The 25,988-nt window shown below is 67.9% G+C and carries 20 protein-coding genes and 5 pseudogenes; 16 read left to right on the forward strand and 9 right to left on the reverse strand.

Going from position 1 to position 25,988, the window contains the following annotated elements:
- Positions 1–12 precede the first annotated feature (12 nt).
- The 7 genes and pseudogenes from lexA to ACZ1HC_RS11175 form a co-directional block, all read right to left on the reverse strand.
- Positions 13–732 carry a transcriptional repressor LexA gene (lexA, locus tag ACZ1HC_RS11145; protein ID WP_472700827.1) on the reverse strand — a complete coding sequence of 240 codons (720 nt, stop codon included), beginning with the start codon at positions 730–732 and terminating at the stop codon, positions 13–15.
- Positions 733–835: 103 nt separating this feature from the next.
- Positions 836–2,013 (reverse strand): annotated as a pseudogene (locus ACZ1HC_RS11150) (molybdopterin molybdotransferase MoeA).
- Entirely contained in the window at positions 2,010–2,483 is a 474-nt protein-coding gene (gene moaC / locus ACZ1HC_RS11155; protein ID WP_472700039.1) for a cyclic pyranopterin monophosphate synthase MoaC, read from the reverse strand. Before moaC ends, ACZ1HC_RS11150 begins: the two are co-directional and overlap by 4 nt.
- Positions 2,480–3,271: an indole-3-glycerol phosphate synthase TrpC gene (trpC, locus tag ACZ1HC_RS11160; protein WP_472700040.1), complete on the reverse strand. Its 792-nt coding sequence runs from the start codon at positions 3,269–3,271 to the stop codon at positions 2,480–2,482. Before trpC ends, moaC begins: the two co-directional genes overlap by 4 nt.
- A gap of 41 nt (positions 3,272–3,312) precedes the next feature.
- Positions 3,313–4,224, reverse strand: a complete 912-nt coding sequence (locus ACZ1HC_RS11165) for a carbohydrate kinase family protein (protein WP_472700041.1) — start codon at positions 4,222–4,224, stop codon at positions 3,313–3,315.
- A 154-nt stretch (positions 4,225–4,378) separates the two neighbouring features.
- Entirely contained in the window at positions 4,379–5,401 is a 1,023-nt protein-coding gene (locus tag ACZ1HC_RS11170) for a DUF2927 domain-containing protein (RefSeq protein ID WP_472700042.1), read from the reverse strand.
- Positions 5,402–5,409: 8 nt separating this feature from the next.
- Entirely contained in the window at positions 5,410–6,582 is a 1,173-nt protein-coding gene (locus tag ACZ1HC_RS11175) for a toxic anion resistance protein (protein WP_472700044.1), read from the reverse strand.
- Positions 6,583–6,938: 356 nt separating this feature from the next.
- Here ACZ1HC_RS11175 and ACZ1HC_RS11180 point away from each other — a divergent pair, with 356 nt between their 5' ends.
- On the forward strand, positions 6,939–7,589 hold the full coding sequence (locus ACZ1HC_RS11180; protein ID WP_472700045.1) for a sugar transferase: 651 nt from the start codon (positions 6,939–6,941) through the stop codon (positions 7,587–7,589).
- Here the strand turns inward: ACZ1HC_RS11180 and ACZ1HC_RS11185 are convergent, their stop codons facing one another.
- Positions 7,590–8,339 (reverse strand): WecB/TagA/CpsF family glycosyltransferase, encoded by a 750-nt coding sequence (locus ACZ1HC_RS11185; protein WP_472700046.1) that lies wholly within the window; start codon positions 8,337–8,339, stop codon positions 7,590–7,592.
- Positions 8,340–8,413: 74 nt separating this feature from the next.
- Positions 8,414–8,740: a DUF1330 domain-containing protein gene (locus ACZ1HC_RS11190; protein ID WP_472700047.1), complete on the reverse strand. Its 327-nt coding sequence runs from the start codon at positions 8,738–8,740 to the stop codon at positions 8,414–8,416.
- Between the two features lie 203 nt (positions 8,741–8,943).
- On the opposite strand from ACZ1HC_RS11190, the gene ACZ1HC_RS11195 reads away from it, so the two are divergent.
- The 15 genes and pseudogenes from ACZ1HC_RS11195 to ACZ1HC_RS11265 all read left to right on the forward strand — a co-directional run bounded on the left by ACZ1HC_RS11195 (position 8,944) and on the right by ACZ1HC_RS11265 (position 25,974).
- A complete protein-coding gene (locus tag ACZ1HC_RS11195; protein ID WP_472700048.1) occupies positions 8,944–10,134 on the forward strand; it encodes an efflux RND transporter periplasmic adaptor subunit in 1,191 nt (396 codons plus the stop codon).
- Between the two features lie 28 nt (positions 10,135–10,162).
- Positions 10,163–13,285, forward strand: coding sequence for an efflux RND transporter permease subunit (locus ACZ1HC_RS11200; protein ID WP_472700049.1), 3,123 nt, complete (start codon positions 10,163–10,165; stop codon positions 13,283–13,285).
- Positions 13,282–14,170: pseudogene (locus ACZ1HC_RS11205) on the forward strand (LysR family transcriptional regulator). The gene ACZ1HC_RS11200 and the pseudogene ACZ1HC_RS11205 overlap by 4 nt, the downstream one beginning before the upstream one ends.
- A gap of 122 nt (positions 14,171–14,292) precedes the next feature.
- Positions 14,293–14,733: a formate dehydrogenase subunit gamma gene (locus tag ACZ1HC_RS11210; protein ID WP_472700828.1), complete on the forward strand. Its 441-nt coding sequence runs from the start codon at positions 14,293–14,295 to the stop codon at positions 14,731–14,733.
- Positions 14,730–16,246: pseudogene (locus ACZ1HC_RS11215) on the forward strand (formate dehydrogenase beta subunit). Before ACZ1HC_RS11210 ends, ACZ1HC_RS11215 begins: the two are co-directional and overlap by 4 nt.
- Positions 16,247–16,289: 43 nt before the next feature.
- Positions 16,290–19,148: a formate dehydrogenase subunit alpha gene (fdhF, locus tag ACZ1HC_RS11220; RefSeq protein ID WP_472700050.1), complete on the forward strand. Its 2,859-nt coding sequence runs from the start codon at positions 16,290–16,292 to the stop codon at positions 19,146–19,148.
- Positions 19,149–19,161: 13 nt separating this feature from the next.
- Positions 19,162–19,987, forward strand: a pseudogene (gene fdhD / locus ACZ1HC_RS11225) (formate dehydrogenase accessory sulfurtransferase FdhD).
- Positions 19,977–20,177 (forward strand): formate dehydrogenase subunit delta, encoded by a 201-nt coding sequence (locus ACZ1HC_RS11230; RefSeq protein WP_472700051.1) that lies wholly within the window; start codon positions 19,977–19,979, stop codon positions 20,175–20,177. The pseudogene fdhD and the gene ACZ1HC_RS11230 overlap by 11 nt, the downstream one beginning before the upstream one ends.
- Positions 20,178–20,242: 65 nt before the next feature.
- Positions 20,243–21,193, forward strand: a complete 951-nt coding sequence (locus ACZ1HC_RS11235) for a diacylglycerol/lipid kinase family protein (RefSeq protein WP_472700052.1) — start codon at positions 20,243–20,245, stop codon at positions 21,191–21,193.
- A complete protein-coding gene (locus ACZ1HC_RS11240) occupies positions 21,190–22,038 on the forward strand; it encodes a metallophosphoesterase family protein (protein ID WP_472700053.1) in 849 nt (282 codons plus the stop codon). The genes ACZ1HC_RS11235 and ACZ1HC_RS11240 overlap by 4 nt, the downstream gene beginning before the upstream one ends.
- Before the next feature lie 208 nt (positions 22,039–22,246).
- On the forward strand, positions 22,247–23,926 hold the full coding sequence (rpsA, locus tag ACZ1HC_RS11245) for a 30S ribosomal protein S1 (RefSeq protein ID WP_472700054.1): 1,680 nt from the start codon (positions 22,247–22,249) through the stop codon (positions 23,924–23,926).
- A gap of 202 nt (positions 23,927–24,128) precedes the next feature.
- A pseudogene (ihfB, locus tag ACZ1HC_RS11250) lies at positions 24,129–24,412 on the forward strand (integration host factor subunit beta).
- Positions 24,413–24,472: 60 nt separating this feature from the next.
- Positions 24,473–24,895 (forward strand): LapA family protein, encoded by a 423-nt coding sequence (locus ACZ1HC_RS11255; RefSeq protein ID WP_472700055.1) that lies wholly within the window; start codon positions 24,473–24,475, stop codon positions 24,893–24,895.
- A 3-nt stretch (positions 24,896–24,898) separates the two neighbouring features.
- On the forward strand, positions 24,899–25,531 hold the full coding sequence (locus ACZ1HC_RS11260; protein ID WP_472700056.1) for a phosphoribosylanthranilate isomerase: 633 nt from the start codon (positions 24,899–24,901) through the stop codon (positions 25,529–25,531).
- Positions 25,528–25,974 carry a GNAT family N-acetyltransferase gene (locus ACZ1HC_RS11265; protein ID WP_472700057.1) on the forward strand — a complete coding sequence of 149 codons (447 nt, stop codon included), beginning with the start codon at positions 25,528–25,530 and terminating at the stop codon, positions 25,972–25,974. The genes ACZ1HC_RS11260 and ACZ1HC_RS11265 overlap by 4 nt, the downstream gene beginning before the upstream one ends.
- Positions 25,975–25,988 lie beyond the last annotated feature (14 nt).

The raw sequence follows: 25,988 nt of genomic DNA on the forward strand, positions 1-25,988 counted from the left end.
CCTCTCGCGGGTTCAATAGCTGCGGATCAGGCCGACCAGCCGCCCTTGAATGCGCACGCGATCCTCGGGCAGGATCCGCGGCTCGTAGGCGGCGTTGGCGGCCTCCAGCGCGATCATCCCGCCCCGGCGGCGATAGCGTTTCAACGTCGCTTCGCTTCCGTCCACCAAGGCCACGATGATGTCGCCATTCTCGGCGGTGTCCTGTTCGCGGATCACCACAACGTCGCCGTCATTGATCCCGGCCTCGATCATCGAATCGCCCTGCACCTCGAGCGCGTAATGATGTTCCCGCCCCGACAGCATGGTGCCCGGCACCGCCACGTGGTGCGACACCTCGGAAATCGCCTCGATCGGCACACCGGCGGCGATCCGCCCCATCAACGGCAGTTGCACCGCCGGGCTGTCCACGATCGAGATGGCGCCGCGCGGTCGGGCCGGTTTCGCATTGGCAATGACCCGGGGCGAGAAACCCGCCGGCTTTCCATCAGCCTCGGTCGCGGGCGCAGGACCTTGCAGGGCGTCGGGAAGGCGCACGATCTCCAGTGCGCGGGCGCGATGGGGAAGGCGTCGGATGAAGCCCCGTTCCTCCAGCGCCGTGACAAGACGATGGATCCCGGACTTCGAGCGCAGATCGAGCGCTTCCTTCATTTCATCGAAAGAGGGCGGGACGCCATCGCGCGCCATCCGCCTCTGGATGAAATCCAGCAGCTGGATCTGCTTCTTGGTCAGCATCTGGTTCATCCCCGACATCGCATTGTTCCGTGTATGTTCTATAGCACAAGCTGGATCGCGTCAATGCAACAGACCATAAGGACCTGAATATTTAGTTAATCCCTCACCCGCGGAGCGGGATGAACGGGACGATTTCTCCGGCCAGGCGGGCGGGGTCGTGGGCTGCTCTGACAAGAAGCGCGTCGGCTTGGGCCATCAGCGACAGGCGGGCAGAATCCTGGTTCGAAAAGGGCTGGATGACCGGCACATCCGGTCCTTCGGTCAAGGTGGCGCGCAGGTAATGCTGCCGGGGCCCTTCAGCGGGAAGATCGGCGGCCAGACGCCCCTTGAGAACCTTAACTTCTGGAACACCCCCAGCATCGCCGTGATGATAGGTTGCATGAACAAGATCGCGCAAACCATTGCAGAAACCGGATTCCCAGGAAGGCCCAGCATGGCGACGCCAGACAGATTTCCGGCCATAAGCGGCTTGCCCGGACGCATCGCGACCTTGTAGAAGGCCCTTTCGAGACCCAGATCGCCGGCCACCCTGCCGATCAGGTCGTGATCCCCAACGGATGCGCCGCCGATCGTGACCAGCAGATCGGCCTGACGGGCTGCGGCGAAACCGGCACGAAGGCTGTCCTCGGTGTCGCGAGCGATCGGCAGGATCATCGGCTGGCCCCCCGCCTGCCGCACCAGGCCGGCGATGGCCAGATCGTTCGAACTGATGATCTGGCCCGGTCCCGGGTCGGTTCCCGGCGGCACGAGTTCGTCGCCCCCTGCCAGGATCGCGACCTTGGGCCGCTGGGCCACGGTCACGAAGGGCAGGTTCATCGCCGCCAGCAGGGCGATGTCAGCCGCCCGCAGCCTGCGCCCGGGTGGGATCGTGCTGCCCTCGCGGAAATCGTCCCCCGCGCGCCGGATGTTGTCGCCTGCTGATTGGAGGTCGATGGTGATGCGATCGCCGTCGCGCGTGACGTTTTCCTGCATCACGACGCGGTCATAGCCCGGGGGAACAGGCGCACCCGTGAAGATCCGCACGGCTGTTCCGGGGATGGCCGTGCCGTTGAAGGGATGGCCTGCGGCCGACTCGCCGATCACCATGAGGTTTTGGCCCGCGTCAGCCGAACGGACCGCGTAACCGTCCATGGCCGAGGCATCGAAGGGAGGCTGGGTCATCCGCGAAACCGCCGGCTGCAGCAGGACCCGGTCCCAGGCCTGGTCCAAGGCCACCTGCTCGCCCTTCGCTGGGGTCGCGAGCGCCAGAACCCGTGCCAGGGCTTCTTCGACCGAGATCACAGATCTGCCTCGTAGACTCCGGATTTGCCGCCGCTTTTTCGCCTTAATCTGATCCGGGTTATGGTCATCGACTTCTGGGCGGCCTTCAGCATGTCGTAGATGGTAAGGCACGCGACCGAGGCGGCGGTCAGGGCTTCCATCTCGACCCCTGTCTGCCCGGTGGTGCGCACCGTCGCCGTGACCCGGATGCCGGGCAGCGACGGATCGGCGGTCAGATCCAGCGCGACCTTGCTGAGGGGCAGGGGATGGCACAAGGGGATCAGGTCGGCCGTGCGCTTCGCGGCCATGATCCCGGCCAGCCGGGCAACCCCCATGACGTCGCCCTTTGCGTTGCTGCCCTGGGCCAGGGCCAAGGTCTCGGCGGACATGGTGACGCAGCCTTCGGCCACGGCCTCGCGCGTTGTCGCAGGCTTGTCGGATACGTCCACCATGTGCGCCTGTCCGCTGTTGTCGAAATGCGTCAGGCTCATGCGGCGGGCTCCAGGATCCGGCGGGTGGCGGCGGTGACATCGGGCTGGCGCATCAGGCTTTCTCCGATCAGGAAGCGGCGTGCGCCGACCCTCATCATCGCGGCCAGATCCGCTGCGGTGAACAGCCCGCTTTCGCAGACGATGTCCCGCCCGGCAGGAATACGCGGCGCCAGTTCGCGCGTCACGCCAAGATCAAGCTCGAACGTCCTGAGATTGCGATTGTTTATGCCGATCAGCGACGATTTCAGGCGCAGCGCCCGGTCAAGTTCCCTGCCGTCGTGAACCTCGATCAGCGCGTCCATGTTCCAGTGATGCGCCGCGTCCTCGAGTTCGGCCGCAAGGGTGTCGTCAACCGCCGCCATGATGATCAGGATGCAGTCGGCACCCCAGGCACGGGCCTCGATGACCTGGTAGGGGTCGTAAAGGAAATCCTTGCGCAGGGCCGGCAGGTCGCAGGCCGCGCGGGCGGCAGCCAGAAACTCGGGTGCGCCCTGGAAGCTGGGCCCGTCCGTGAGGACCGAAAGACAGGCGGCCCCGCCCTCCTGATAGGCCCTGGCCAGGGAGGGCGGGTCGAAATCCGCCCGGATCAGGCCCTTCGAGGGGCTGGCCTTCTTGATTTCGGCGATAAGCGCGGGGCCGTCCGCGGCCTTGGCCGCCAGCGCCCGCGCGAAGCCGCGCGGGCCGGGCGCGGCGCGTGCGGCAGCCTCGAGGTCGGCAAGGGGACGCGCGGCCTTGGCGGCCGCGATCTCGTTCAGCTTGTAGGCCTTGATCTTGTCCAGAATGTCCATGGCGGTGTTCTAGCGCCGCCGGCCGGCTTGGGAAAGGGCGATCAGGCCGGCATCTCGTGCGCCCAGGGGGGATTGGCGCCCGGACGAGAGACGGTGATCGCCGCCGCCTGCGCCCCCAGGGCTAGGGCCTGGGCGATCTGCCCGGAGGTGAGCTTGGCCAGCCCCGCCTTCGTCAGCACCCCCTGACGGCGCAGGCTGGCCAGCACCCCGGCGTTGAAGGTGTCGCCCGCCCCGATCGTGTCGGCCACGGTAGTGCGGATCGCGGGCACGGTGACGGGGCCGCCCGCCCAGTACGCCCGGGCGCCTGCGGCCCCGCCGGTTTGCAGCACCATCCTTGGCCCTTGCCCCAAGACCTGACGCGCCGCGTCGTCGGGCGTGGACCCGGGATAAAGCCATTCCAGATCGTCGCCGGACAGCTTGACGATGTCCGCGCGTGCGATCAGCCGCGCCAGGCGCGCGCGATAGGCATCGGCATCCTGGACGAAGAACGGCCGGATGTTCGGATCCAGCATGACCGGCAGGCGCTCGCCGTCGCGGGCGATCAGCGCCTCGATGGCCGCGCCGCAGGGATCGGGAACCAGGCTGATGCCGCCGGCGAACAGCGCCTGGATGCGGCCGGGCAGGGTGGGAATGTCCTCGGGCCTCAGCATCCGCCCGGCCGAGCCTTCGTCATAAAAGGAATAGCGCGCCTCGCCGCCCGACAGGGTCACCAAGGCCAGCGTCGTCAGCCGGTCGGTGCGGGGGCAAAGGTCGGTGTTCACGCCGGCCTCGGACAGCGGCCCCAGCAGGGTATCGCCGAAGGCATCGCGGCTGATCGGCCAAAGATAGGCCACCGGCTCGCCAAGCCGGCCCAGGGCAATGGCAGTGTTGTACACCGACCCGCCGGCCAGGGGGCGGAACGTCCCCCCTTCGGGCACCATGTCGATCAGCGATTCGCCGGCGCACAGGATCATCCTACCCTCCCCACAAGTCTTGGCCCACGCTGCCCCGTCGCAGGGTACCGTGGCCGTCCGTTCGCAGCAGATACAGGACAGGCGTTACCGCGACCAGACCCGCGATCGCCTGGCACGCGCCATCCGGGCCGCGACCGGCAAGGGTCAGCGCCGGTCAGATTCCCTTTCCCTGGCCCAGCAATTCGCCGGCGATCTGGCGGACGATCGGCTCGGCCTCGGCCGCGGACATGCCGGGGCTCAGCCGCGGGTCATAGAGGATCTGCAGCAGCAGTTCGTCGTGCCGGGTCAGCAGGGCGAACTCCTCGTCGTCGTTGAAGACCGATGGCCGTGCGGTCGGGCTGTCGTTTGCCAGGCCCATCCCCTGGGCCAGTTCCTCGTGGATGCACGAGGTCTGCAACAGGGGCGGAAGTTCGGCCCGGATCAGGGCAACGGCGTTGGAATAGACCGGCTCGGCGCCGCGCGAATAGGCGAAGACCGTGCAGAAGTTGTCGGGATCGAGGTCCTGCATCACGGCGATGTCCTGGGCGGGGATGCCGGGGACCAGTTGCGCGAGCCTGGGGCCGATGGCGCGGCGTTCGTCGTCGGACAGCACCATGACGACGAAGTTTCCGCTGCCGTCGGCCAGCGATACAGGGTGCCCCGTGGCCTGCGACAGTCGCTGCGCGAACTGGCTCACCTCGACCCGGTAGGCCCGGCGCGCAGCCACGTCCGTCGTGGCGCCGAACTCGAGTTGCAGCCGCACCGGATCCCGCCACCGCCGCAGCGGCGCGGGCACGCCGCCCGCAGTGGCCTGCATCCCGCCCGAGCCGTATTCGTCGCGCAGCGCGATGGCGACGAAGTTGCGCGTCAGCGTCTCGGCGTCGATGGGTGCATCCATCGGGATCCGGTCGCGGCGCAGGCGGCCCTGGTCGCGCAAGGTCCTTTCCGCGCGGGAATAGAACTCGCGCTGCGCGTTGCTGGCCAGACTGGCCTTCGTCAGCGCCTCGGCCGCGGCGGCATTGGCGGCGCGGTTGCGCTCGGCCCGGGCCCTGCGCAGCTCGGCTTGGCTGGGGGCGGTATCCTCGGCGCCGGGCCGGGGGCCGGCAGGCGCGGGCTGCGGAGCCGGGTCGCGCGCCTGGCAGGCGGCAAGCGCCAGAACGCCCAGAAGAGGCAGGGTCCGCCAGAAGCCGCTGCGCATCGTCTGCATCATTGCCCGACCGGCGTTCCCTGCCGCCGCGCGGTCGCACGGGCCAGCGTGTCGCGCAGATCGGCCTCCATCCGGGTCAGGTCGCTTTCGGCGGCGGCGCGCCGGGCGCGGCCCTCGTCGGCGATCCGCAGGCTGTCCTCGATCGTCGCGATCAACTGGGCGTTGGCCGCCTTGATCGAATTGATGTCGAAGACGCCGCGTTCGGTCTGGGTGCGGATCTGCACGTTCGCCTGGCGCAGGTTGTCGGCGTTCCGGGTCAGAAGCTCGTTCGTGAGGTCGCTGGCTTCCTTGACGGCACGGGCGGCCTCGGCGCTGCGCTGGATGGTCACGGCCTGGGCAAGCTGCGTTTCCCACAGCGGCACGGTGTTCACCAGGGTCGAGTTGATCTTGGTGACCAGCGACTTGTCGTTTTCCTGCACCAGCCGGATCGAGGGCAGGGATTGCATCGTCACCTGCCGCGTCAGCTTCAGGTCATGGACGCGCCGTTCCAGATCGTCGCGCAGGGCGCGCAGGTCGCGCAGCGCCTGGGCCTTCATCACCTGATCGTCCTCGGGCGCGGCGCTGACGGCCGCCTCCATTTCGGGGATGGCCCGGGTGTCAAGCTCCTGCAGCTTTTCCTCGCCCGCCGCGATGTACAGGGCAAGTTCGTCATAGAACTTCAGCGTGTGGTCATAAAGCAGATCCAAGGCCTTGATGTCCTTCAGCAAGGCCTGCTCGTGGCGCTCCAGCTCGACGGTGATGCGATCGATCTGCGTCTGCACCTCTTCGTAGCTGGCCACGAACCGGGCGAACGGGGCCGAGCGGCCCAGCAGCTTTTCCCACCAGCTGCGCCCGCGCCGCATGTCCAGTTCCGATGTCGAGAACCCGCGGATCGTCGTCACGATGCTGCGCAGGCTTTCGCCCGCGGGGCCGACATCCTTGCTTTTGACATCGGCCAGCATCTTCTGGCTGATCTCCTGCAGGCCCGCCTGGGCCCGCGTGCCGAAGCGGACGATCGAGCCCGAATCGTTCAGGTCGATCTCGTCCATGCGGCGCCGGATCTCGGCCTGAAGCTCGGGGTCGGCGGTGCGGACCGACGGCGGCTCGGGCTGCGGCTGCGGCAGGACCGTGGACGTCACCTTGTCGATTTCGCTGCGGATGTCCTGGGCGCGGCGGCGGGTTTCGTCGGTCATTGTCTTTCTTCCTCTTCCCGGTGCGGGCCAGGCATGTCGCAGCGCAGCATAGGCGGAAAGCGCCGCAATTCAACCGGACTGCGCGCCCGGGGCCGATCCGCCGGCGGGCAGGGTGGATCGCCGGGAAGATCCCCTTCCCGAACGGGCGTCACGGCATGGCCCGAAAGCTGAACGATCCCGCGCCTATCCGAAATGGCAGGTCAAAAGACATTTTAATTCAAACTTTACGCATACCCATCCGGTTGCCGAAGTGTTAACGTGACCTGGTTATCGATCCGGCCCCTTGGCTTGTCCGGGGCATTTGATTCAAGATGTTGTTGTAGGTGGTGATGCAGGTTAAGTCCCGGACGGTTGCCTTGGCCCATGTTGCCCCCTCGCCCTTGGCCAAGGGTGCGCGGCCCTGGCTGTATCGCAGCCTTCTCAAGCGCCCGCTGGACCTGCTGGTGGTCCTTCTGGGTTCCCCGGTAGTTCTGCCGCTGGTCGTGCTTCTGGCCCTGGTTGTCATGCTGGACGGCAAGAACCCGTTCTATTGCCAGCAGCGGGTCGGGCGGAACGGCCGGACGTTCCGCATGTGGAAGCTGCGCAGCATGGTGGATGGGGCGGATCAGTGCCTGGAAGCCTATCTTGCTGGCAATCCCCAGGCCCGCCGCGAGTGGGACGAGACGCAGAAGCTGCGCGACGATCCGCGCGTCACCCGCTTTGGCCGGATGCTGCGCGCCACCTCGATGGACGAATTGCCGCAGTTGTGGAACGTCGTGACCGGCGACATGAGCCTGGTCGGTCCCCGTCCGATGATGCCCGATCAGCAATCGCTGTATCCGGGGCAGGGATATTACAACCTGCGTCCGGGCATCACCGGCTTCTGGCAGACGGCGGGCCGCAACAAGACCACCTTCGCTGCCCGCGCCTCGTATGACGACCGCTACGAACGCGGCCTGACCTTCGCGGGCGACCTGGCCATCCTGCTGCGCACGGTCTCCGTGGTTCTGGGCCGCACTGGCTGCTGATCAGCGGCGTTGTTTCCAGGCGGCCGCCGCCTCGGACGGCAGGATCGCGGCGCATCGGGCATAGCGCGGCACAAGGCGCCGCGGGGCCGAGGCCATCCGCCACGCCCATTCCATGGCGATCCGCCTGACCCATTGCGGCGCGCGGGCCTGGTTGCCCGCCAGAAAATCCAGTCCCGCCCCGACCGAGGCAAAGCCGATCTCGGGGACCAGCGATCGGCCCCGGGCCGCAAGCCGTTCCTGCCGGGGGGCACCAAGCGCCAGAAAGCACAGCCCGGCCCCGCTGTCGCGCACCCGCAGCAACAGGTCGCGCGCCATGTCGCTGTCGGGGTCGAACCCCATCGGCGGCGAGATCAGCGCGTCGATCCGGCACCCCGGCACGCGGCGCGTGATGTCCGCGGCGGCGGCCTTCAGCGCGGCATCGGTGGTGCCGACCAGGGCCAGGCCCACATCCTCATCGGCGGCCAGTTGCGCCAGCGGGATCACCAGATCCGACCCCGTCACCAGATCCACCGGCCGCCGCGCAAGCCTGGACAGCCAGACGATGGGATTGCCGTCCGCCACCACCAGATCCTGCCGGGCATAGGCCTGGCGGAAGGCCGGGTCCTGACGCAGCTTGACCAGATGATCCAGGTTGATCGTCGCCAGCGCGAAGCCCTGGCGGCTGCGCAGGCGCCGGGCGATCTCGGCCAGAAGCGATGCGCGGTCGGGCATGTTGACCCGGACGACCGAGGATCCATACGAGAATTGCATTGCCATGCTCCGCAACGGCCCCAACGGCCACGCCGCTTCCTTGCAGCTTTGCGCGGGCCGTGCAATCGGACCGATCAACCTTTCGGCAGATAGGGAATCCCGCCCGCCAGGTCGCTGTCGTCGATCAGGTGGAAGTTGCTGATGCTTCCGGCCTTGCGGGCCTGCGCGAAGGGCGCATAGTCGGGGTCGCTGGCAAAGGCCCGGGCGGCGTCCTTCGAGGGAAACTCGATCAGCGCGACCAGCGTGCCGCCCAGCGGCTTGCCTTCCAGCGTGTCCACGTTGCCGGACCGGGACAGATAGCGGCCGCCATGACGGGCGGCGATCTCGTGGACGCGGGCCGCGTATTCGGGCACCCAGGAATCATCCGTCACGGTCACGTCTGCGATCAGATGGGCGGGCATCGACCTCACTCCGCTTGGTTTGTCGGGGCCAGATTGCCCGGCCGCGGGGAACCGCGCAAGAACGTGATGATGCGTAGGCGAAAGGATGCAATGGACAGGTTGTTCTTCATCAGGCTTGACGATAATGTGCGCGGCGGCGATTGGCTGCCTTGCGCGCGCGGGCAGACGCCGGCTTCGATCAAACCTTCACACGGGCGGACAGCATGGCCACGCTGACACGATTTCTTGTTCTTGCCGGCGTGCTTGCCGCAATCGTCCCGTCCGGGGTCGCGGCCCAGGCTCCGGGCGGCGAGATGCCGCCGCCCAGCGTCACCGTCGTCACGCTGCAGGCGCAGGACGTGACGCTGACGGCGACCCTTCCGGGCCGTGTCGTCGCCTCGGCCGAGGCGGAGTTGCGCCCGCAGGTCGGCGGCCTGATCGTCGAGCGCCTGTTCGAGGAAGGCAGCGTCGTCGCCAAGGGCGATCCGTTGTACCGCATCGATCCGCGCAGCTATCAGGCGGCCGAGGCGCAGGCCGAGGCGTCGCTGGCCCAGGCCCAGGCGCAGGCCGACGCCGCCCGCCGCGAGGCCGAGCGGGTCGTGCAGTTGCGCGACCGCCGCGTGGCCAGCGAACAGACCCAGGACAGCGCCATTGCCGCCCGCGACGCGGCCGAGGCTGCCGTCAAGGCGGCCGAGGCGCAGGTGCTTGCCGCCCAGATCGACCTGGACCGCACCACCATCACCGCGCCCATCGACGGCGTGATCGGCCTGGCCCAGGCCAGCCCGGGGGCCCTGGTCACCGCCGGGCAGGCCAACCCGCTGGCGGTGATCCGCCGCATCCACCCGGTGCGCGTGGACGTGACGCAGTCCGCGGCCGAGATCGTCCGCTGGCAGCGCATGGGCCCCGAGGCCGCCCTTCCGGCGGGCGCCGACCGCACCGTTTCACTGCGCCTTGCCGATGGAAGCGTCTATGAACACACCGGCTCGATGACCGCAGCCGAACCCTATGTCGACGAGACGACCGGCGTCATCACCCTGCGGATGGAGTTCGCCAATCCCGACGGGCTTCTGCTGCCGGGGATGTATGTGCAGGCCGAAATCCCGCAGGCCCAGCTGAAGGACGCCATCCTGGCCCCGCAGGAAGGCGTCAGCCGCGACCGCCGCGGGCGTCCCGTCGCGATGGTGGTCAACGACCAGAACATCGTCGAGGAGCGCGCCCTGGAAATCGCGCAGGACCGGGGCAACCAGTGGGTCGTCACCAGCGGCCTGACCAGCGGCGACCGCCTGATCGTGTCGGGCCTTCAGCGCATCGCCCCCGGCGCGACCGTGACCCCGCAGGAACGCGGCAACGAAGCCGAGGCGACCGCCTTGGCCGAACAGGCCGCCCCGCCCGCCGGCGCGGCGTCCACCAACTGACGCCACCACAGCGAAGGCGCGACAGATCATGGCCCGTTTCTTCATCGACCGTCCGGTTTTCGCCTGGGTGATCTCGATCATCATCATGGGCATCGGCATCCTGTCGATCCTGACGCTGCCTGTGGCGCAGTATCCGCAGATCGCGCCGCCCTCGGTGACGATCCGCGCCACCTATCCCGGCGCCTCGGCCGAGACGATCTCGAACACCGTGACGCAGGTGATCGAACAGCAGATGACCGGCCTGGACGGGCTGCGCTACATCTCGTCCGGCTCGACCTCGGCGGGCACCTCCTCGACCACCCTGACCTTCGAGACCGGGACGGACGTGGACATCGCCCAGGTGCAGGTCCAGAACAAGCTGTCGCAGGCCACGCCGCTTCTGCCCGAGCCCGTGCAGCGCCAGGGCGTCGTGGTCGAGAAATCCACCGCTGGCTTCCTGATGGTCATCGGCCTGATCGGCAACGAGAACTACGACCAGGCCGACCTGTCCGACTACATGTTCTCGAACCTGGTGGACGATCTGTCCCGGGTCGAGGGCGTGGGCAGCGTGCAGGTCTTCGGGGCGCCCTACGCCATGCGCATCTGGCTGGACCCCAACAAGCTGGCGGCCTACGAGATCGCGCCCTCGGACGTGGTGGCGGCGGTGTCGGCGCAGAACACGCAGATTTCCGCCGGGGCCTTCGGCGACCTGCCCACCGTGGAGGGCCAGCAGCTGAACGCCACGGTCACCGCGCAGTCGCTGCTGTCCACCCCCGAGGATTTCCGCCAGATCGTCCTGCGGGCGCAGGAAAACGGCGGCCTTGTCCTGCTGCGCGATGTCGCGCGGGTCGAGATCGGGGCGGAAAGCTATTCGACGCAGGCCAACTACAACGGCCGCCCGTCGTCGGGCATGGCGCTGTCGCTGGCGCCGGGGGCGAACGCGCTTGACACCGCCGAACGCGTCAAGGCGCGGATGGAGGAATTCGCCCAGTTTTTCCCCGAGGGCGTGGACTACGTGATCCCCTTCGACACCACCCCCTTCGTCGAGATCTCGATCGAGGAGGTGGTGAAGACCCTGATCGAGGCGATCGTGCTGGTCTTCATCGTCATGTATGTCTTCCTGCAGAACTGGCGGGCGACGCTGATCCCCACGCTGGCGGTGCCGATCGTGCTGCTGGGAACCTTCGGGATCATGGCGGCCTTCGGCTTCACCATCAACACGCTGACCATGCTGGCCATGGTGCTGGCCATCGGCCTGCTGGTCGATGACGCCATCGTGGTGGTGGAAAACGTCGAGCGGATCATGGAGGAGGAGGGCCTCGAGCCGCGCGAGGCCACGCGCAAGTCGATGAGCCAGATCACCGGCGCGCTGATCGGCATCGCCCTTGTGCTGTCGGCGGTGTTCGTGCCGATGGCCTTCTTCCCCGGATCGACCGGGGTGATCTATCAGCAGTTCGCCGTCACCATCGTCTCGGCCATGGCGCTGTCGGTTCTGGTGGCGCTGACGCTGACGCCGGCGCTGTGCGCGACGCTGCTGCGGTCCAAGGATCATCACAGCAAGCGCGGGCTGTTCGGCTGGTTCAACCGGAACTTCGACCGCACCACCGCCGGCTATACCGGCGCCGTGGGCTGGATCGTGCGCCGGCCGCTGAGGATGCTCTTGATCTATGCGGGAATCGCCGCCGCGATGGTCCTGCTGTTCCTGCGCACCCCCGAGGGATTTCTGCCCGACGAGGATCAGGGCATCATGTTCGTCCTGATCCAGGCCCCGACCGGGGCCACCGCCGAACGCACCGCCGCCGTGGTGGACCAGGTGCAGGACTATTTCCTGACGCAGGAAAAGGAATCCGTCGATTCGATGTTCGGCGTGGTGGGCTTCAGCTTCGCCGGGCAGGGCCAGAACGTCGGCATCGCCTTCGTGCGGATGAAGGACTGGAAGGAGCGGCCCGATCCCTCGCAGTCGGTTCAGGCCGTCGCCGGCCGGGCCTTCGGCGCGCTGAGCCAGATCCAGGACGCGATGGTGTTTCCCATCGTGCCGCCCGCGGTGATCGAGCTGGGCAACGTCTCGGGCTTCGACTTCTATCTGCAGGCACGCGGCGGACAATCGCACGAGGAGCTGCTGGCGGCGCGCAACCAGTTCCTGGGCATGGCCGCGCAAAGCCCGCTGATCGCCCAGGCCCGCCCCTCGGGGCTGGAGGACGCGGCCCAGTTCCGGCTGGGGATCGACTGGCGCAAGGCCGGGGCGATGGGCGTCACCGCGACCGACGTGGCCAACCTGCTGCAGACCGCCTGGACCGGCCGCTACGTGAACGATTTCGTGGATCGCGGCCGCATCAAGCGGGTCTATGTCCAGGGCGAGCCCGACTCGCGCGCGACGCCCGCCGATTTCGACAAGTGGCGGGTCCGCAACGCGATGGGCGGGCTGGTGCCTTTCTCGAACTTCTCGACCGGAGAGTGGACCTTCGGGCCGCAGGGCCTGAACCGCTATAACGGCATCCCGGCGATGCAAATCCAGGGCAGCCCGGCGCCCGGCGTCAGTTCGGGCGAAGCGATGGCCGAGGTCGAACGGCTGGTGGCGCAGATGCCGGGCTTTGCGGTGGCCTGGACCGGCCTTTCGCTGGAGGAACAGGAATCGGGCGACCAGACGACGCTGCTCTACGCGCTGTCGCTGGCGGCGGTGTTCCTGTGCCTGGCCGCGCTTTACGAAAGCTGGTCGATCCCGCTGGCGGTGATCCTGGTCATGCCCATCGGCGTGCTGGGCGCCCTGATCGGGGCCTATCTGGGCGGCTTCGACAACGGCGTGTTCTTCCAGGTGGGCCTGCTGACCGTGATCGGCCTGACCGGCAAGAACGCGATCCTGATCGTCGAATTCGCGCGCGAACAGTCGGAATCCGGCGTCCCGCTTTACAAGGCGGTGGTCGAGGCCGCGCGGCAGCGGTTCCGGCCGATCGTGATGACCTCGATCGCCTTCACGCTGGGCGTGCTGCCGCTGCTGCTGTCCACCGGCGCGGGGGCCAACGGCCGCAACGCCATCGGCGCGACGGTGATCGGCGGGACCATCGCCTCGACCGTCATGGGCATCCTGTTCGCGCCGCTGTTCTATGTGCTGATGCGGCGCCTGCTGACCCGCAAGGACCGAACGGAGGAGGCGCAGGCCGTGCCTGCCGAGTGATCGACAAGCTGGAGATGTTCCTGGCCGTCGCCAAGGAACGCCATTTCGGCCGGGCCGCCCAAAGCCTGGGGATCACCCAGCCGACCCTGTCGGCGGGCATCAGGCAGCTTGAAGAACAGCTTGGCGTGCTGCTGATCTTCCGCGGCTCGCGCTATGGCGGCCTGACGCCCGAGGGGCAATCTGCCCTGGTCTGGGCGCGCCGCATCGTCGGCGACACCCGCCAGCTGAAAGAGGAGATGCGCGCCACCCGCCATGGGCTTGCGGGCCAGTTGCGCATCGCCGTGATCCCGACGGCGCTGACCTGGGCGGCGCGGATCAGCGCCCGGTTCGGCGCCGCGCATCCCAATGTCGGCATGACGATCCTCTCGCGCACTTCGGTCGAGATCCTGCAGATGATCGACGATCTGACGGTGGATGCGGGCATATCCTATCTGGACAATGAACCCTTGGGGCGGGTCAGCACCGTGCGCCTCTACGACGAACGCTACATGCTGGTCTGCGCCGGGGATTCGCCGCTGGCCCGGCAGGACCGGATCGGCTGGGCCGATCTTGCCGGGCAGCGGATGTGCCTGCTGACCGGCGACATGCAGAACCGCCGGATCATCAACCGCAACCTGATCGAGGCCGGCGTGACCCCTCAGGCCCCGGTCGAGATCGAGTTCCACGGTGGTCTTGGTCGCGCATGTCCTGGAAGGCGGCTGGATCACCATCCTGCCCAAGGACATCGCCGCCTTCCTGACCCAGGGCAAGCCCCTGCGGATGATCCCGCTGGACGGCGCCGGGGCCAGCCACGCCGTCGGCCTTGTGGCCCCCTGGCGCGAGCCCCATACGCCGGTTCTCGAGGCGCTGCTGGCCGAGGCGCGGCGGATGGCGATTGATAGATAGATTCTATCGACTGACGGAACAACGATATTGATTTCCGCATCGTCCCGCTGCTTTGATGGCAGCGAACGATCGTTGAGAGGCCCGTCCATGCACCCCCTGCACCCGATCCGTCCGAGGAGGAGATCCGGGCAATCGTCGCTCCGCTCACCTCGCTCGAGGGGCCGCTACTGCCGATGCTGCACGCCCTGCAGGACGCTTGGGGCTTCGTTCCGCGGGCGGCCGTTCCGGTGCTGGCGGATGTGCTGAACCTGGGCCGGGCAGAGGTGCATGGGGTCATCAGCTTCTATCACGATTTCCGCGATCATCCGGCCGGCCGCCATGTCCTGAAGATCTGCCGGGCCGAGGCCTGTCAGGCCATGGGCGCCGGCGCCTTGGCGGAATCCACCCTGCATCGGCTGGGCATCGGCTGGCACGGCACGACCCCGGACGGCGCGGTGACGGTAGAGCCGGTCTATTGCCTGGGGCTGTGCGCCTGTGCACCCGCCGCCATGATCGACGGGCGGGTGCTGGGCCGCCTTGACGACGCGCGCATGGACCGCATCCTTGCGGGGCTGGGCGCATGAGGATCTTCGTCCCCCTGGACAGCGCGGCGAAGGCGGTGGGCGCCGACGAGGTGGCCGCGGCGGTGGCGCAAGAGGCGTCCCTGCGCGGGCTGGACGTGCAGATCGTCCGCAACGGCACGCGCGGGATGATCTGGCTGGAGCCTCTGGTCGAGATCGCCACGCCCGAGGGCCGGATCGGTTACGGCAACGTCACGGCCGATCAGGTGCCGGCCCTGCTGGACGGCCGGCTGGAGAGCCTGGGACGGGTCGAGGATCTGGACTGGCTGGCCCGCCAGACGCGGCTGACCTTCGCCCGCTGCGGACTGACCGACCCGCTGGATCTGGACGACTATCAGGCGCATGGCGGTCTTGCGGGGCTGCGCCGGGCGCTGACCATGACCGGCCCGCAGATCGTGCAGGAAGTCATCGGCAGCGGCCTGCGCGGGCGCGGCGGGGCAGGCTTTCCGACCGGCATCAAGTGGCAGACCGTGGCCGAGGCCGAGGCCGCGCAGAAATACGTCGTCTGCAACGCCGACGAGGGCGACAGCGGCACCTTCGCCGACCGCATGATCATCGAGGGCGACCCGTTTTCGCTGATCGAAGGCATGGTGATCGCGGGTCTGGGCGTGGGGGCCACGCGCGGCTATGTCTATTTGCGGTCGGAATACCCCGACGCCATCCGCATCCTGACGCAGGCCGCGACCGTCGCCCGCCGGCACGGCCTGCTGGGGCCGGACCTGCTGGGATCGGGCCGCGCCTTCGACATCGAGGTTCGCACCGGCGCGGGCGCCTATGTCTGCGGCGAGGAGACGGCGCTGCTGAACAGCCTGGAAGGCAGGCGCGGCACGGTGCGCGCCAAGCCGCCGCTGCCCGCGATCCAGGGGTTCCTGGGGCAGCCGACGGTGGTGAACAACGTCATTTCCCTGGCCACCATCCCGGTGATCTTCGAAAAGGGCGCCGCCCATTACGCCGGCTTCGGCCTTGGCCGGTCGCGCGGCACGGTGACCTTGCAGATCGCCGGCAACGTCAGGCGCGGCGGGCTGTTCGAAACGGCCTTCGGCCTGACGCTGGATCAGGTCGTGAACGACATCGGCGGCGGCACCGCCAGCGGCCGGCCGGTCAAGGCGGTGCAGGTCGGCGGCCCGCTGGGAGCCTACATGCACATCGACCAGTTCCAGACCCCCATCGGCTACGAGGAGTTCGACCAGCAGGGCGGGCTGATCGGCCATGCCGGACTGGTGGTGTTCGACGACAGCGTGAACATGCTGCGCATGGCCCGCTTCGCGATGGAGTTCTGCGCCATCGAATCCTGCGGCAAATGCACGCCGTGCCGCATCGGCGCGGTGCGCGGCGTGGAAACCATCGACCGCATCGCCCAGGGCGACGCAGAAGCGATCCCGTTGCTGACCGAGCTTTGCGAAACCATGCGGGACGGATCGCTCTGCGCGCTGGGGGGTTCACGCCCTTCCCGGTCATGTCCGCCCTGACCCGTTTTCCCGACGATTTCGCCACCTTGCAGGAGGCAGCCGAATGAGAGACTTCATCATCCCCCCTTTCCGCCGGGCGACGACCGCGACATGGGCACGCCCGCCAAGGTCGGCCTGCCGGTCACGATCAGCGTGGACGGCATCGCCGTGACCGTGCCCGAAGGCACCTCGGTCATGCGCGCCGCCGCCGAGGCCGGGATCATGGTTCCCAAGCTGTGCGCCAGCGACAACCTCGAGGCGTTCGGATCCTGCCGGCTTTGCGTGGTGGAGATCGAAGGCCGCCGCGGCACGCCGGCCTCCTGCACGACGCCCGTCGCGGAAGGCATGGTGGTCCGCACCCAGTCCGACAAGCTGCGCCGGATGCGCAAGGGGGTGATGGAGCTTTACATCAGCGATCACCCGCTGGACTGCCTGACCTGCGCGGCCAACGGCGATTGCGAATTGCAGGACATGGCCGGGGCGGTGGGCCTGCGCGACGTGCGCTACAAGGCGCCCGAGGGGGCGACGTTGCTCAACCACTTCGCGCCGCGCGAGGGCGCAGGCGTGAACGCGCGATACACGCCCAAGGACGACAGCAACCCCTATTTCACCTATGACCCGGCCAAGTGCATCGTCTGTTCGCGCTGCGTGCGCGCCTGCGAGGAGGTGCAGGGCACCTTCGCCCTGACCATCGAGGGGCGCGGCTTCGACAGCCGCGTGAAGGCGGGGGCCGCGGGCGACGACTTCCTGACCTCGGACTGCGTATCCTGCGGGGCCTGCGTCCAGGCCTGCCCGACGGCGACGTTGCAGGAAAAATCGGTGATCGAACTGGGCACGCCCCAGCGGTCGGTCATCACCACCTGCGCCTATTGCGGGGTGGGCTGTTCCTTCAAGGCGGAACTGAACGGCGATCAGCTGGTGCGCATGGTCCCCTACAAGCACGGCAAGGCCAACCGCGGCCATAGCTGCGTCAAGGGCCGCTTCGCCTATGGCTATGCCCAGCACAGGGACCGCATCCTGCGCCCGATGATCCGCGAGACCATCGACCAGCCCTGGCGCGAGGTCGGCTGGGCCGAGGCGCTGGCCTTCGCTGCGACCAGGCTGAAGGGCATCCAGGCGAAATACGGCCGCAAGTCGGTCGGCGTCATCACCTCGAGCCGCTGCACCAACGAGGAAACCTATCTGGTGCAGAAGCTGGCCCGCGCGGTCTTCGGCAACAACAACACCGACACCTGCGCCCGCGTCTGTCATTCCCCCACCGGCTACGGCCTTGGCAAGACCTATGGCACATCCGCGGGGACGCAGGATTTCGACAGCGTCGAACAGGCCGATGTGGTCATGGTCATCGGCGCCAACCCGACCGACGGCCACCCGGTCTTTGCCAGCCGTCTGAAGCGGCGGCTGCGCCAGGGGGCCAGGCTGATCGTTGTCGATCCGCGCCGCACCGACATCGTGCGCTCTCCCCACATCCAGGCGGCGTATCACCTGCCGCTGAAGCCCGGCACCAACGTCGCCGTCGTCACCGCGATGGCGCATGTGATCGTGACCGAGGGGCTGTTCGACCAGGATTTCATCCGCAGCCGCTGCGACTGGGACGAGTTCCAGTTCTACGCCGATTTCGTCGCCGATCCCCGCCACGCGCCCGAGGCCATAGGACCGCTGACCGGCGTTCCCGCCGCCGATCTGCGCGCGGCGGCGCGGCTTTACGCGACCGGCGGCAATGGCGCGATCTACTATGGCCTGGGGGTGACGGAGCATTCGCAAGGCTCGACGACCGTCATGGCCATCGCCAACCTGGCGATGCTGACCGGCAACATCGGCCGCCCCGGCGTGGGCGTGAACCCGCTGCGGGGGCAGAACAACGTCCAGGGCGCCTGCGACATGGGGTCGTTCCCGCACGAACTGCCCGGATATCGCCACGTCAAGCTGCCCGATGTCCGCGCGATCTTCGAGCAGGCCTGGGGCTGCACCATCGACCCCGAGCCCGGCCTGCGCATCCCGAACATGCTGGATGCGGCCGTCGAGGGCACCTTCAAGGGCCTTTACTGCCAGGGAGAGGACATCCTGCAGTCGGACCCCGACACCCATCATGTCGCTGCCGGGCTGGCGGCGATGGACTGCGTGATCGTCCACGACCTGTTCCTGAACGAGACGGCCAACTATGCCCATGTCTTCCTGCCGGGTTCGACCTTCCTGGAAAAGGACGGCACCTTCACCAACGCCGAACGCCGCATCAACCGCGTGCGCAAGGTGATGGCGCCGCGCAACGGTCATGAGGATTGGCAGGTCACGCAGCTTCTGGCGAACGCGCTGGGCGCGGAATGGCGTTATACCCACCCCCGCCAGATCATGGAGGAGATCGCCGCCACGACCCCCAGCTTTGCCGGCGTCAGTTACGACCTGCTGGAGGAGAAGGGATCCGTCCAGTGGCCCTGCAACGAGGCCGCGCCGGACGGCACGCCGCTGATGCATGTGAATGGCTTCGTGTCGGGCAAGGGGCACTTCATGGTGACCGAATACGTGCCGACCGACGAACGCACCGGACCGCGTTTCCCGCTGCTGCTGACGACGGGGCGCATCCTGTCGCAATACAACGTGGGCGCCCAGACCCGCAGGACCCAGAACGTCGTCTGGCACCCCGAGGACGTGCTGGAGATCAACCCCCACGACGCCTTGCAGCGCGGCATCAACGAAGGCGACTGGGTGCGTCTGGCGTCGCGCGCGGGGGAAACCACGCTGCGGGCGACCCTGACGGACCGGGTGGCGGCAGGCGTCGTCTTTACGACCTTCCATCACCCGGCGACGCAGGCTAACGTCGTCACCACCGACTTCTCGGACTGGGCGACGAACTGCCCGGAATACAAGGTGACGGCGGTGCAGGTCAGCCTCTCGAACGGTCCCTCGCAGTGGCAGGAAAGCTACGGCGACCATGCCGGGCGGTCGCGCCGGATCCTGCCCGCCGCCGAATAGGCTGGAGAAGGCCATGAACCTGCCGCCGCCCTTCGGGGCCTGGGACGCGATCCACCACCGCCCCGAAAGCAGCGTCGCGGTGACCCGCGCCCTGCCCGAGGAGGCCGCCATCGCCATGGTCTATGACGGTTCGACCCATGCCGTGATGATGGCGACGCCCGCCGATGTTCAGGACTTCGCCCTGGGCTTCTCGCTGACCGAGGGGATCGTCACCGACCCCGGGCAGATCGCCAGTTGCGAGGTGATCGCCCACGACAAGGGCATCGAGGCGCAGATGTGGCTGGCCGAGGATCGCGGCGCGGCGCTTGCCGCCCGCCGCCGGTCGCTGGCCGGTCCGGTCGGCTGCGGCCTTTGCGGGATCGACAGCATCGAGGCCGCCGTCCGGTCGCTGCCCAGCCTCGCCGGCATCGGCCCGGCCCTGACCGCGGCCGAGATCGCGTCCGCCACCGACTCTGCTGCGCGGCTGGCAGCCGCTGCACGACCGCACGCGGGCAGTCCATGCGGCGGGTTTCCTGCGGCCGGGGCAGGGGGTGGTGCTGGCGCGAGAGGATGTGGGCCGCCACAACGCGCTGGACAAGCTGATCGGCGCGATGGCGCGCCAGGGCGTCGATCCCGCGCAGGGGGCCATCGTCCTGACCAGCCGCGTCTCGACCGAGATGGTGCAGAAATGCGCGATGGCCGGCTGCGCCGTGCTGATCGCCGTATCGGCGCCGACCCTGCACGCGCTGCGCCTGGCCGAAGGCGCCGGCCTGACCCTGGCCGCCTTCGCGCGCGGCGAGGGTTTCGACCTGTTCTGCCACCCGGAACGCCTTCGCGCAAAGGTGTCCGATGTCGCCTGAGAAGATGGTCACGATGGCCAACCAGATCGCCGCCTTCTTCGACACGCAGCCGGGCGATGCGCCCGAAAGGATCGCCGCGCATCTGAAGGACTATTGGGAACCGCGGATGCGCGAGCAGCTGAAATCCTATGTCGCCCAGGGCGGCGCGGGGCTGCGTCCTTCGGTCCGGCAGGCGGCGCAGAGCCTTTGATGCGGGCGCGGTGAAACTGCCCCGCGGCCCCGCGTGTTGAGAAGGGCAATCAACCGGGGCTTCCCATGCGCGACATCGCCGACAAAGTCGATCTTTCAGCCTGCAGGCTGTGCGTGATCCGCAACCGCGGCTCGGGCAAGCAGCAGGCGCAGGCCGATGTCATCCGCGAGGCCCTGCAGGACAAGGTGGCCGAATTCGCGCTGCGTGAAACCGGCCAGGGCGACCAGTTGATCCACCTGGCCAGGCAGGCCGTGAAGGACGGCTTCGATGTGGTCGTGGCGGCGGGTGGCGATGGCACGCAGTCGGCCGTGGCCGGCGCGCTGGCGGGAACCGACACGCTGATGGGGGTGCTGCCGGGCGGCACCTTCAACTATTTCGCCCGCGATCTGGGCGTGGGCGAGACCATCGAGGAGGCGCTGGAAACCCTGCTGGACGCACGGCCCCGCGCCGTCGATGTGGGCCGGATCGACGGCCTCGTGTTTCTCAACAATGTCAGCCTGGGGGTCTATCCGCATATCCTCAAGACCCGCGAGGGCATCTACAAGCGGTGGGGCCGGTCGCGCATCGCCGCCTACTGGTCGGTTCTGGTGGCGATGCGCCGGTTGCGGCATCCGATGCGGCTTGCGGCGATCGTCGATGGCGAGGAACGCCGGTTCACCACCGCCCTGGTCTTCGTGGCCCGCAGCGCCTACCAGCTTGATTCGGTTGGCCTGGACGGGGCGGACGCGGTCCGCAACGGGCAGATGGCCGTGCTGATCGCCAAGGCCCGCAAGCCGCTGCCGCTGATGCGTTCGGCCTTGCGGCTGGCCCTGGGCCTCAGTGCCAAGAACAGCGACTTCGACCTGATCGTGACGGACAGCATGACGATCGAGACGAACCAGCCCCGCCCGCTGGTCGCGCATGACGGCGAAAAGACCCGGATGGAAAGCCCGTTCCATATCGACGTGATGCATGGCGGGCTGAAGGTGCTGGTTCCCGCCGACGGCCGCAGCAAGACGCCGGATCCCAAGGCGTGACCCGCATCGCCCATCTTTCGGACCTGCATTTCGGCTTCCACCGCGCGGAACTGGTCGACCCGCTGCTGGACCGGCTGAACGCCGCCCGGCCGGATCTGGTGGTGGTGACGGGCGATGTGACGCATCGCGCCCGGTCGCGTCAGTATGACCAGGCGGCGGCCTTCCTGTCGCGGATCGAGGCGCCGGTGATGGTGATCCCGGGCAATCACGACGTGCCGCTCTACAACCTGCCGATGCGGTTCCTGGCGCCTTGGCGCGGGTTTCGCCGGGCAATGGGGCCGACGCTGCCCCCGGCCCGGCAGATCGGCAAGGTCCGGGTCCTGCCCCTGAACAGCGCAAACCCCTTCGCGGTGCAGCGCGGCATCATCCGCAACCGGGAACTCGGGCGGTTGGAGGAGGATCTCGATCCCGGGTCGGTCAACATCGTGGCGCTGCATCATCCCCTGGAACACCTGGCCGAGGTCAACAAGGATCTGACCCTGCGTGCCCCCGAGACGCTGGCGCGGCTGGCCCGCGCGGGGGCGCATATCGCGCTGTCGGGGCATCTGCACGTCTGGGCGACCGGTGCGATGCTGGACCAGACCGCCCATCCGGGGCTGCTGCAGGTGCAGGCGGGCACGGCCCTGTGCGGGCGGGTGACGGATCGGCAGAACGAATTCGCGATCCTCGAGGTGGCCGGCCCCCTGCTGTCGATCGAACGCCACATCGCGCCGATGGACCGTACCGCGTTCCAGCCGCCGGAATACGAATACTTCTCGCGCGAGAGCGGGATCTGGGTCGCGCATCAGCCGGCGGAAAAGCCGGTGGTGCCGGGCGCCAGCGAAAGCGTCTTCAGCACCGCGTGACGCGGGGCCGGGCGCAGTTTGGCATTGAGTTGCGCCCCAAGCCGCCCTATATCACGTCCAGTCTTTGGGCGACATGGTCACAACAGGCCACCACGGAACGGGTCGGGCGTCATGCCGCGACCCTTTGTCGTTACCGCAAGGCAGCCATAAAGACCGGCGGAGCCAACCGCATGGCCAGTCAAATCGTCGTAAAGGAAACCGATCATATATGTGCGCTAAAGCGACCATGGAGGAATTCGAAGCCCTCCTCAACGAAAGCTTCGACATCGACACTCCGGACGAAGGTTCGGTCGTCAAGGGCCGCGTCATCGCCATCGAGGCAGGCCAGGCCATCATCGACGTCGGCTACAAGATGGAAGGCCGCGTCGATCTGAAGGAATTCGCAAATCCCGGCGAGGAACCCAGCATCAAGGTGGGTGACGAGGTCGAGGTCTATCTGGACCGCGTGGAGAACGCCCGTGGCGAGGCCAGCATCTCGCGCGAGAAGGCTCGCCGCGAGGAAGCCTGGGACCGCCTGGAAAAGGCCTATGCCAACGAGGAACGCGTCGAAGGCGCCATCTTCGGCCGCGTCAAGGGCGGCTTTACCGTCGATCTGGGCGGCGCCGTGGCCTTCCTGCCGGGGTCGCAGGTGGACGTGCGCCCCGTGCGCGATGCCGGCCCGCTGATGGGTCTGAAGCAGCCGTTCCAGATCCTCAAGATGGACCGCCGCCGCGGCAACATCGTCGTGTCGCGCCGCGCCATCCTGGAGGAAAGCCGCGCTGAACAGCGCGCCGAGGTCATTGCCAACCTGACCGAAGGCCAGGTGGTCGATGGCGTCGTCAAGAACATCACCGAATACGGTGCGTTCGTGGATCTGGGCGGCGTTGATGGCCTGCTGCACGTCACCGACATGGCCTGGCGCCGCGTCAACCACCCTTCGGAAATCCTGTCGATCGGCGAGACCCTGAAGGTTCAGGTCATCAAGATCAACAAGGACAGCCACCGCATCAGCCTGGGCATGAAGCAGCTGCAGGCCGATCCCTGGGATACCGTGGCCGAGAAGTTCCCGATCGGCTCGGTCCATCAGGGCCGCGTGACCAACATCACCGACTACGGCGCCTTCGTCGAACTGGAAGCCGGGGTCGAGGGTCTGGTCCATGTCAGCGAGATGAGCTGGACCAAGAAGAACGTCCACCCGGGCAAGATCGTCTCGACCTCGCAAGAGGTTGACGTGATGGTGCTGGAGATCGACGAGGCCAAGCGCCGCGTCTCGCTGGGCCTGAAGCAGACGCAGCGCAACCCGTGGGAGGTCTTTGCCGAAACCCATCCGGCCGGCACCGTCATCGAGGGCGAGGTCAAGAACATCACCGAGTTCGGTCTGTTCATCGGTCTGGAAGGCGACATCGACGGCATGGTTCACCTGTCCGACATCTCCTGGGACACCCGGGGCGAGGACGCGATCCAGGACTTCCGCAAGGGCGACGTGGTCAAGGCCGTCGTCCAGGACGTGGATGTCGAGAAGGAACGCATCAGCCTGTCGATCAAGTCGCTTGAAAACGAGCACATGGCCGAGGCCGTCGATGGCGTGAAGCGCGGCTCGGTCGTCACCGTCGAGGTGACGGCGATCGAGGATGGCGGCATCGAGGTGGAATACAACGGCGTCAAGTCGTTCATCCGCCGCAGCGATCTGGCCCGCGACCGCCAGGATCAGCGCCCCGAGCGCTTCCAGGTCGGCGACAAGGTCGATGCCCGCGTCACCAACATCGACACCAAGACCCGCCGTCTGGGCCTGTCGATCAAGGCGCGCGAGATCGCCGAGGAAAAGGAAGCCATCGACCAGTACGGCTCCTCGGATTCGGGCGCGTCGCTGGGCGATATCCTGGGCGCGGCGCTGAACCGCAACAACTGATCGCCGCCTTCTCGCGGCCAGGCCCGTCCCGCTGTTGCGGGGCGGGCCTTTTCGCGTTGGCGCGGGCGGGCGGGGGCCGCACCTCCCTTGCGCGCGGGGGACAAAACTGGCATCGCTATGGAAACTGGGGACCTTTTGCTGCGTTGCCTTTTCTCGCAAGTCTTTCGGACGACGACTTGCCGTTACACCGCCTGGGGGAATGATGATCCGGTCCGAACTGATCCAGCTTATCGCTGATGAAAATCCGCACCTGTTTCGGCGCGATGTCGAAAGGATCGTGAACACCGTGTTCGAGGAGATCATCGACGCCATGGCACGCGGGGACCGGGTCGAACTGCGCGGCTTCGGCGCCTTTTCCGTCAAGAAACGAGACGCCCGGACCGGCCGCAACCCCAGGACGGGGAAGCCGTGGACGTGGACCAGAAATACGTTCCCTTCTTCAAGACCGGCAAGCTGTTGCGGGACCGGTTGAACGGGGACGCCTGAACGGATTAACAGGGCGCAGCATCCCGTGCCGCGCCCGGCGGCCGCAACCAAGGACATCCCATGCGCTTTCTCCGACTGATCTTCCTGGTGCTGCTGGCGGTCATCCTGATCGCCGTGGCCTTGGCTAACCGCGACGTCGTGACGCTGTCGGCGTTTCCGGCGAATTTCGGGGCCTATCTGGGGGGCCGCTGGTCGGTGGATCTGCCGCTGTTCCTGGTGATCTTCCTGGCCTTCGCCCTGGGCATGGTGGCGGGCCTGATCTGGGAATGGCTGCGCGAATCCCACCTGCGCCGCGAGGCCAGGGCCAATGCCAGCCGGGCTGCCCAGCTTGAAGGCGAGGTCGGCCACCTGCGCCACCGCCACGCCGCGCCCAAGGACGAGGTGCTGGCGATCCTCGACCGGCCGCGCGCCGAGGCACGGCCCGCCCTGCCGGTGGCCTCGGCCGAACCCGCGCCCGGCACGACCCTGCCTGCCCGGACCTGAGGCGTGGCTCAGGTCAAGATCTGCGGCCTGCGCCGGCCCGACCACATCGCCGCCGCGGCCCAGGCCGGGGCGCGTTATGTGGGCCTTGTGTTCTTCCCGACCTCACCGCGCGCGGTCACGCTGGAACAGGCGGCCGCCCTGGTGCCCCATGTCCCTGTCGGCGTGGCGACGGTCGGCCTGTTCGTGAACCCCGACGACGCCCTGCTGGATCAGGTGCTGGACCGGCTGCCGCTGGACGTGATCCAGCTTCATGGCGGCGAAACCCCCGACCGGGTTGCGGCCGTCAAGGCGCTGACCGGCCTTCCGGTGATGAAGGCGGTCGGCCTTGCAGGCCCCGAGGATCTGCCGGCGCTGACCGATTACGCTCTGGTGGCCGACATGCTGCTGATCGACGCCAAGCCGCCCCGCGACGCGGACCTTCCCGGCGGCAACGGCCTCTCGTTCGACTGGCGCCTGCTGGTCGGGCGGACATGGCTGCGTCCCTGGATGCTGGCCGGCGGCCTGACCGCCCAAAACGTGGCCGAGGCGATCCGGCTGACCGGCGCCCCGGCGGTCGACGTGTCCTCGGGGGTCGAGGCCGAGCCCGGCGTGAAGGACGCGGCCCTGATCCGCGCCTTCGTGGCGGCGGCTTCGTGACGGTCCGGTTCGTTCCGGCCCTGCGCGATCAGCTTCCGGCGGTCGTGGCCCTTCTGGCGGACGACATCCTGGGACGGGACCGCGAGACGACGGACATGCAGCCCTATCTGGCCGCCTTCGACGCCATGCAGGCCCAGGGCGGCAACCGGCTGATCGTCGGCCTGTCGGGCGACAGGGTCGTGGCCTGCTACCAGCTTGTCCTCATCCCCGGGCTATCGGCCGCGGCGATGCTGCGGGCGCAGATCGAGGGGGTGCGGGTGGCCTCGGACCTGCGCGGGCAGGGGATCGGGACCAGACTGATCGTCGATGCCGAGGCGCGGGCGCGCGCGGCGGGATGCGGGCAGATGCAGCTGACCACCCATGCAAGCCGCAGAGACGCCCATCGCTTCTATGACAGGCTGGGCTTCACCCCCAGGCATATCGGCTATAAGAAGGCCCTCTGAGGCTTCTTCTTTGC

This window comes from Paracoccus sp. BR5-17, from assembly GCF_055693925.1.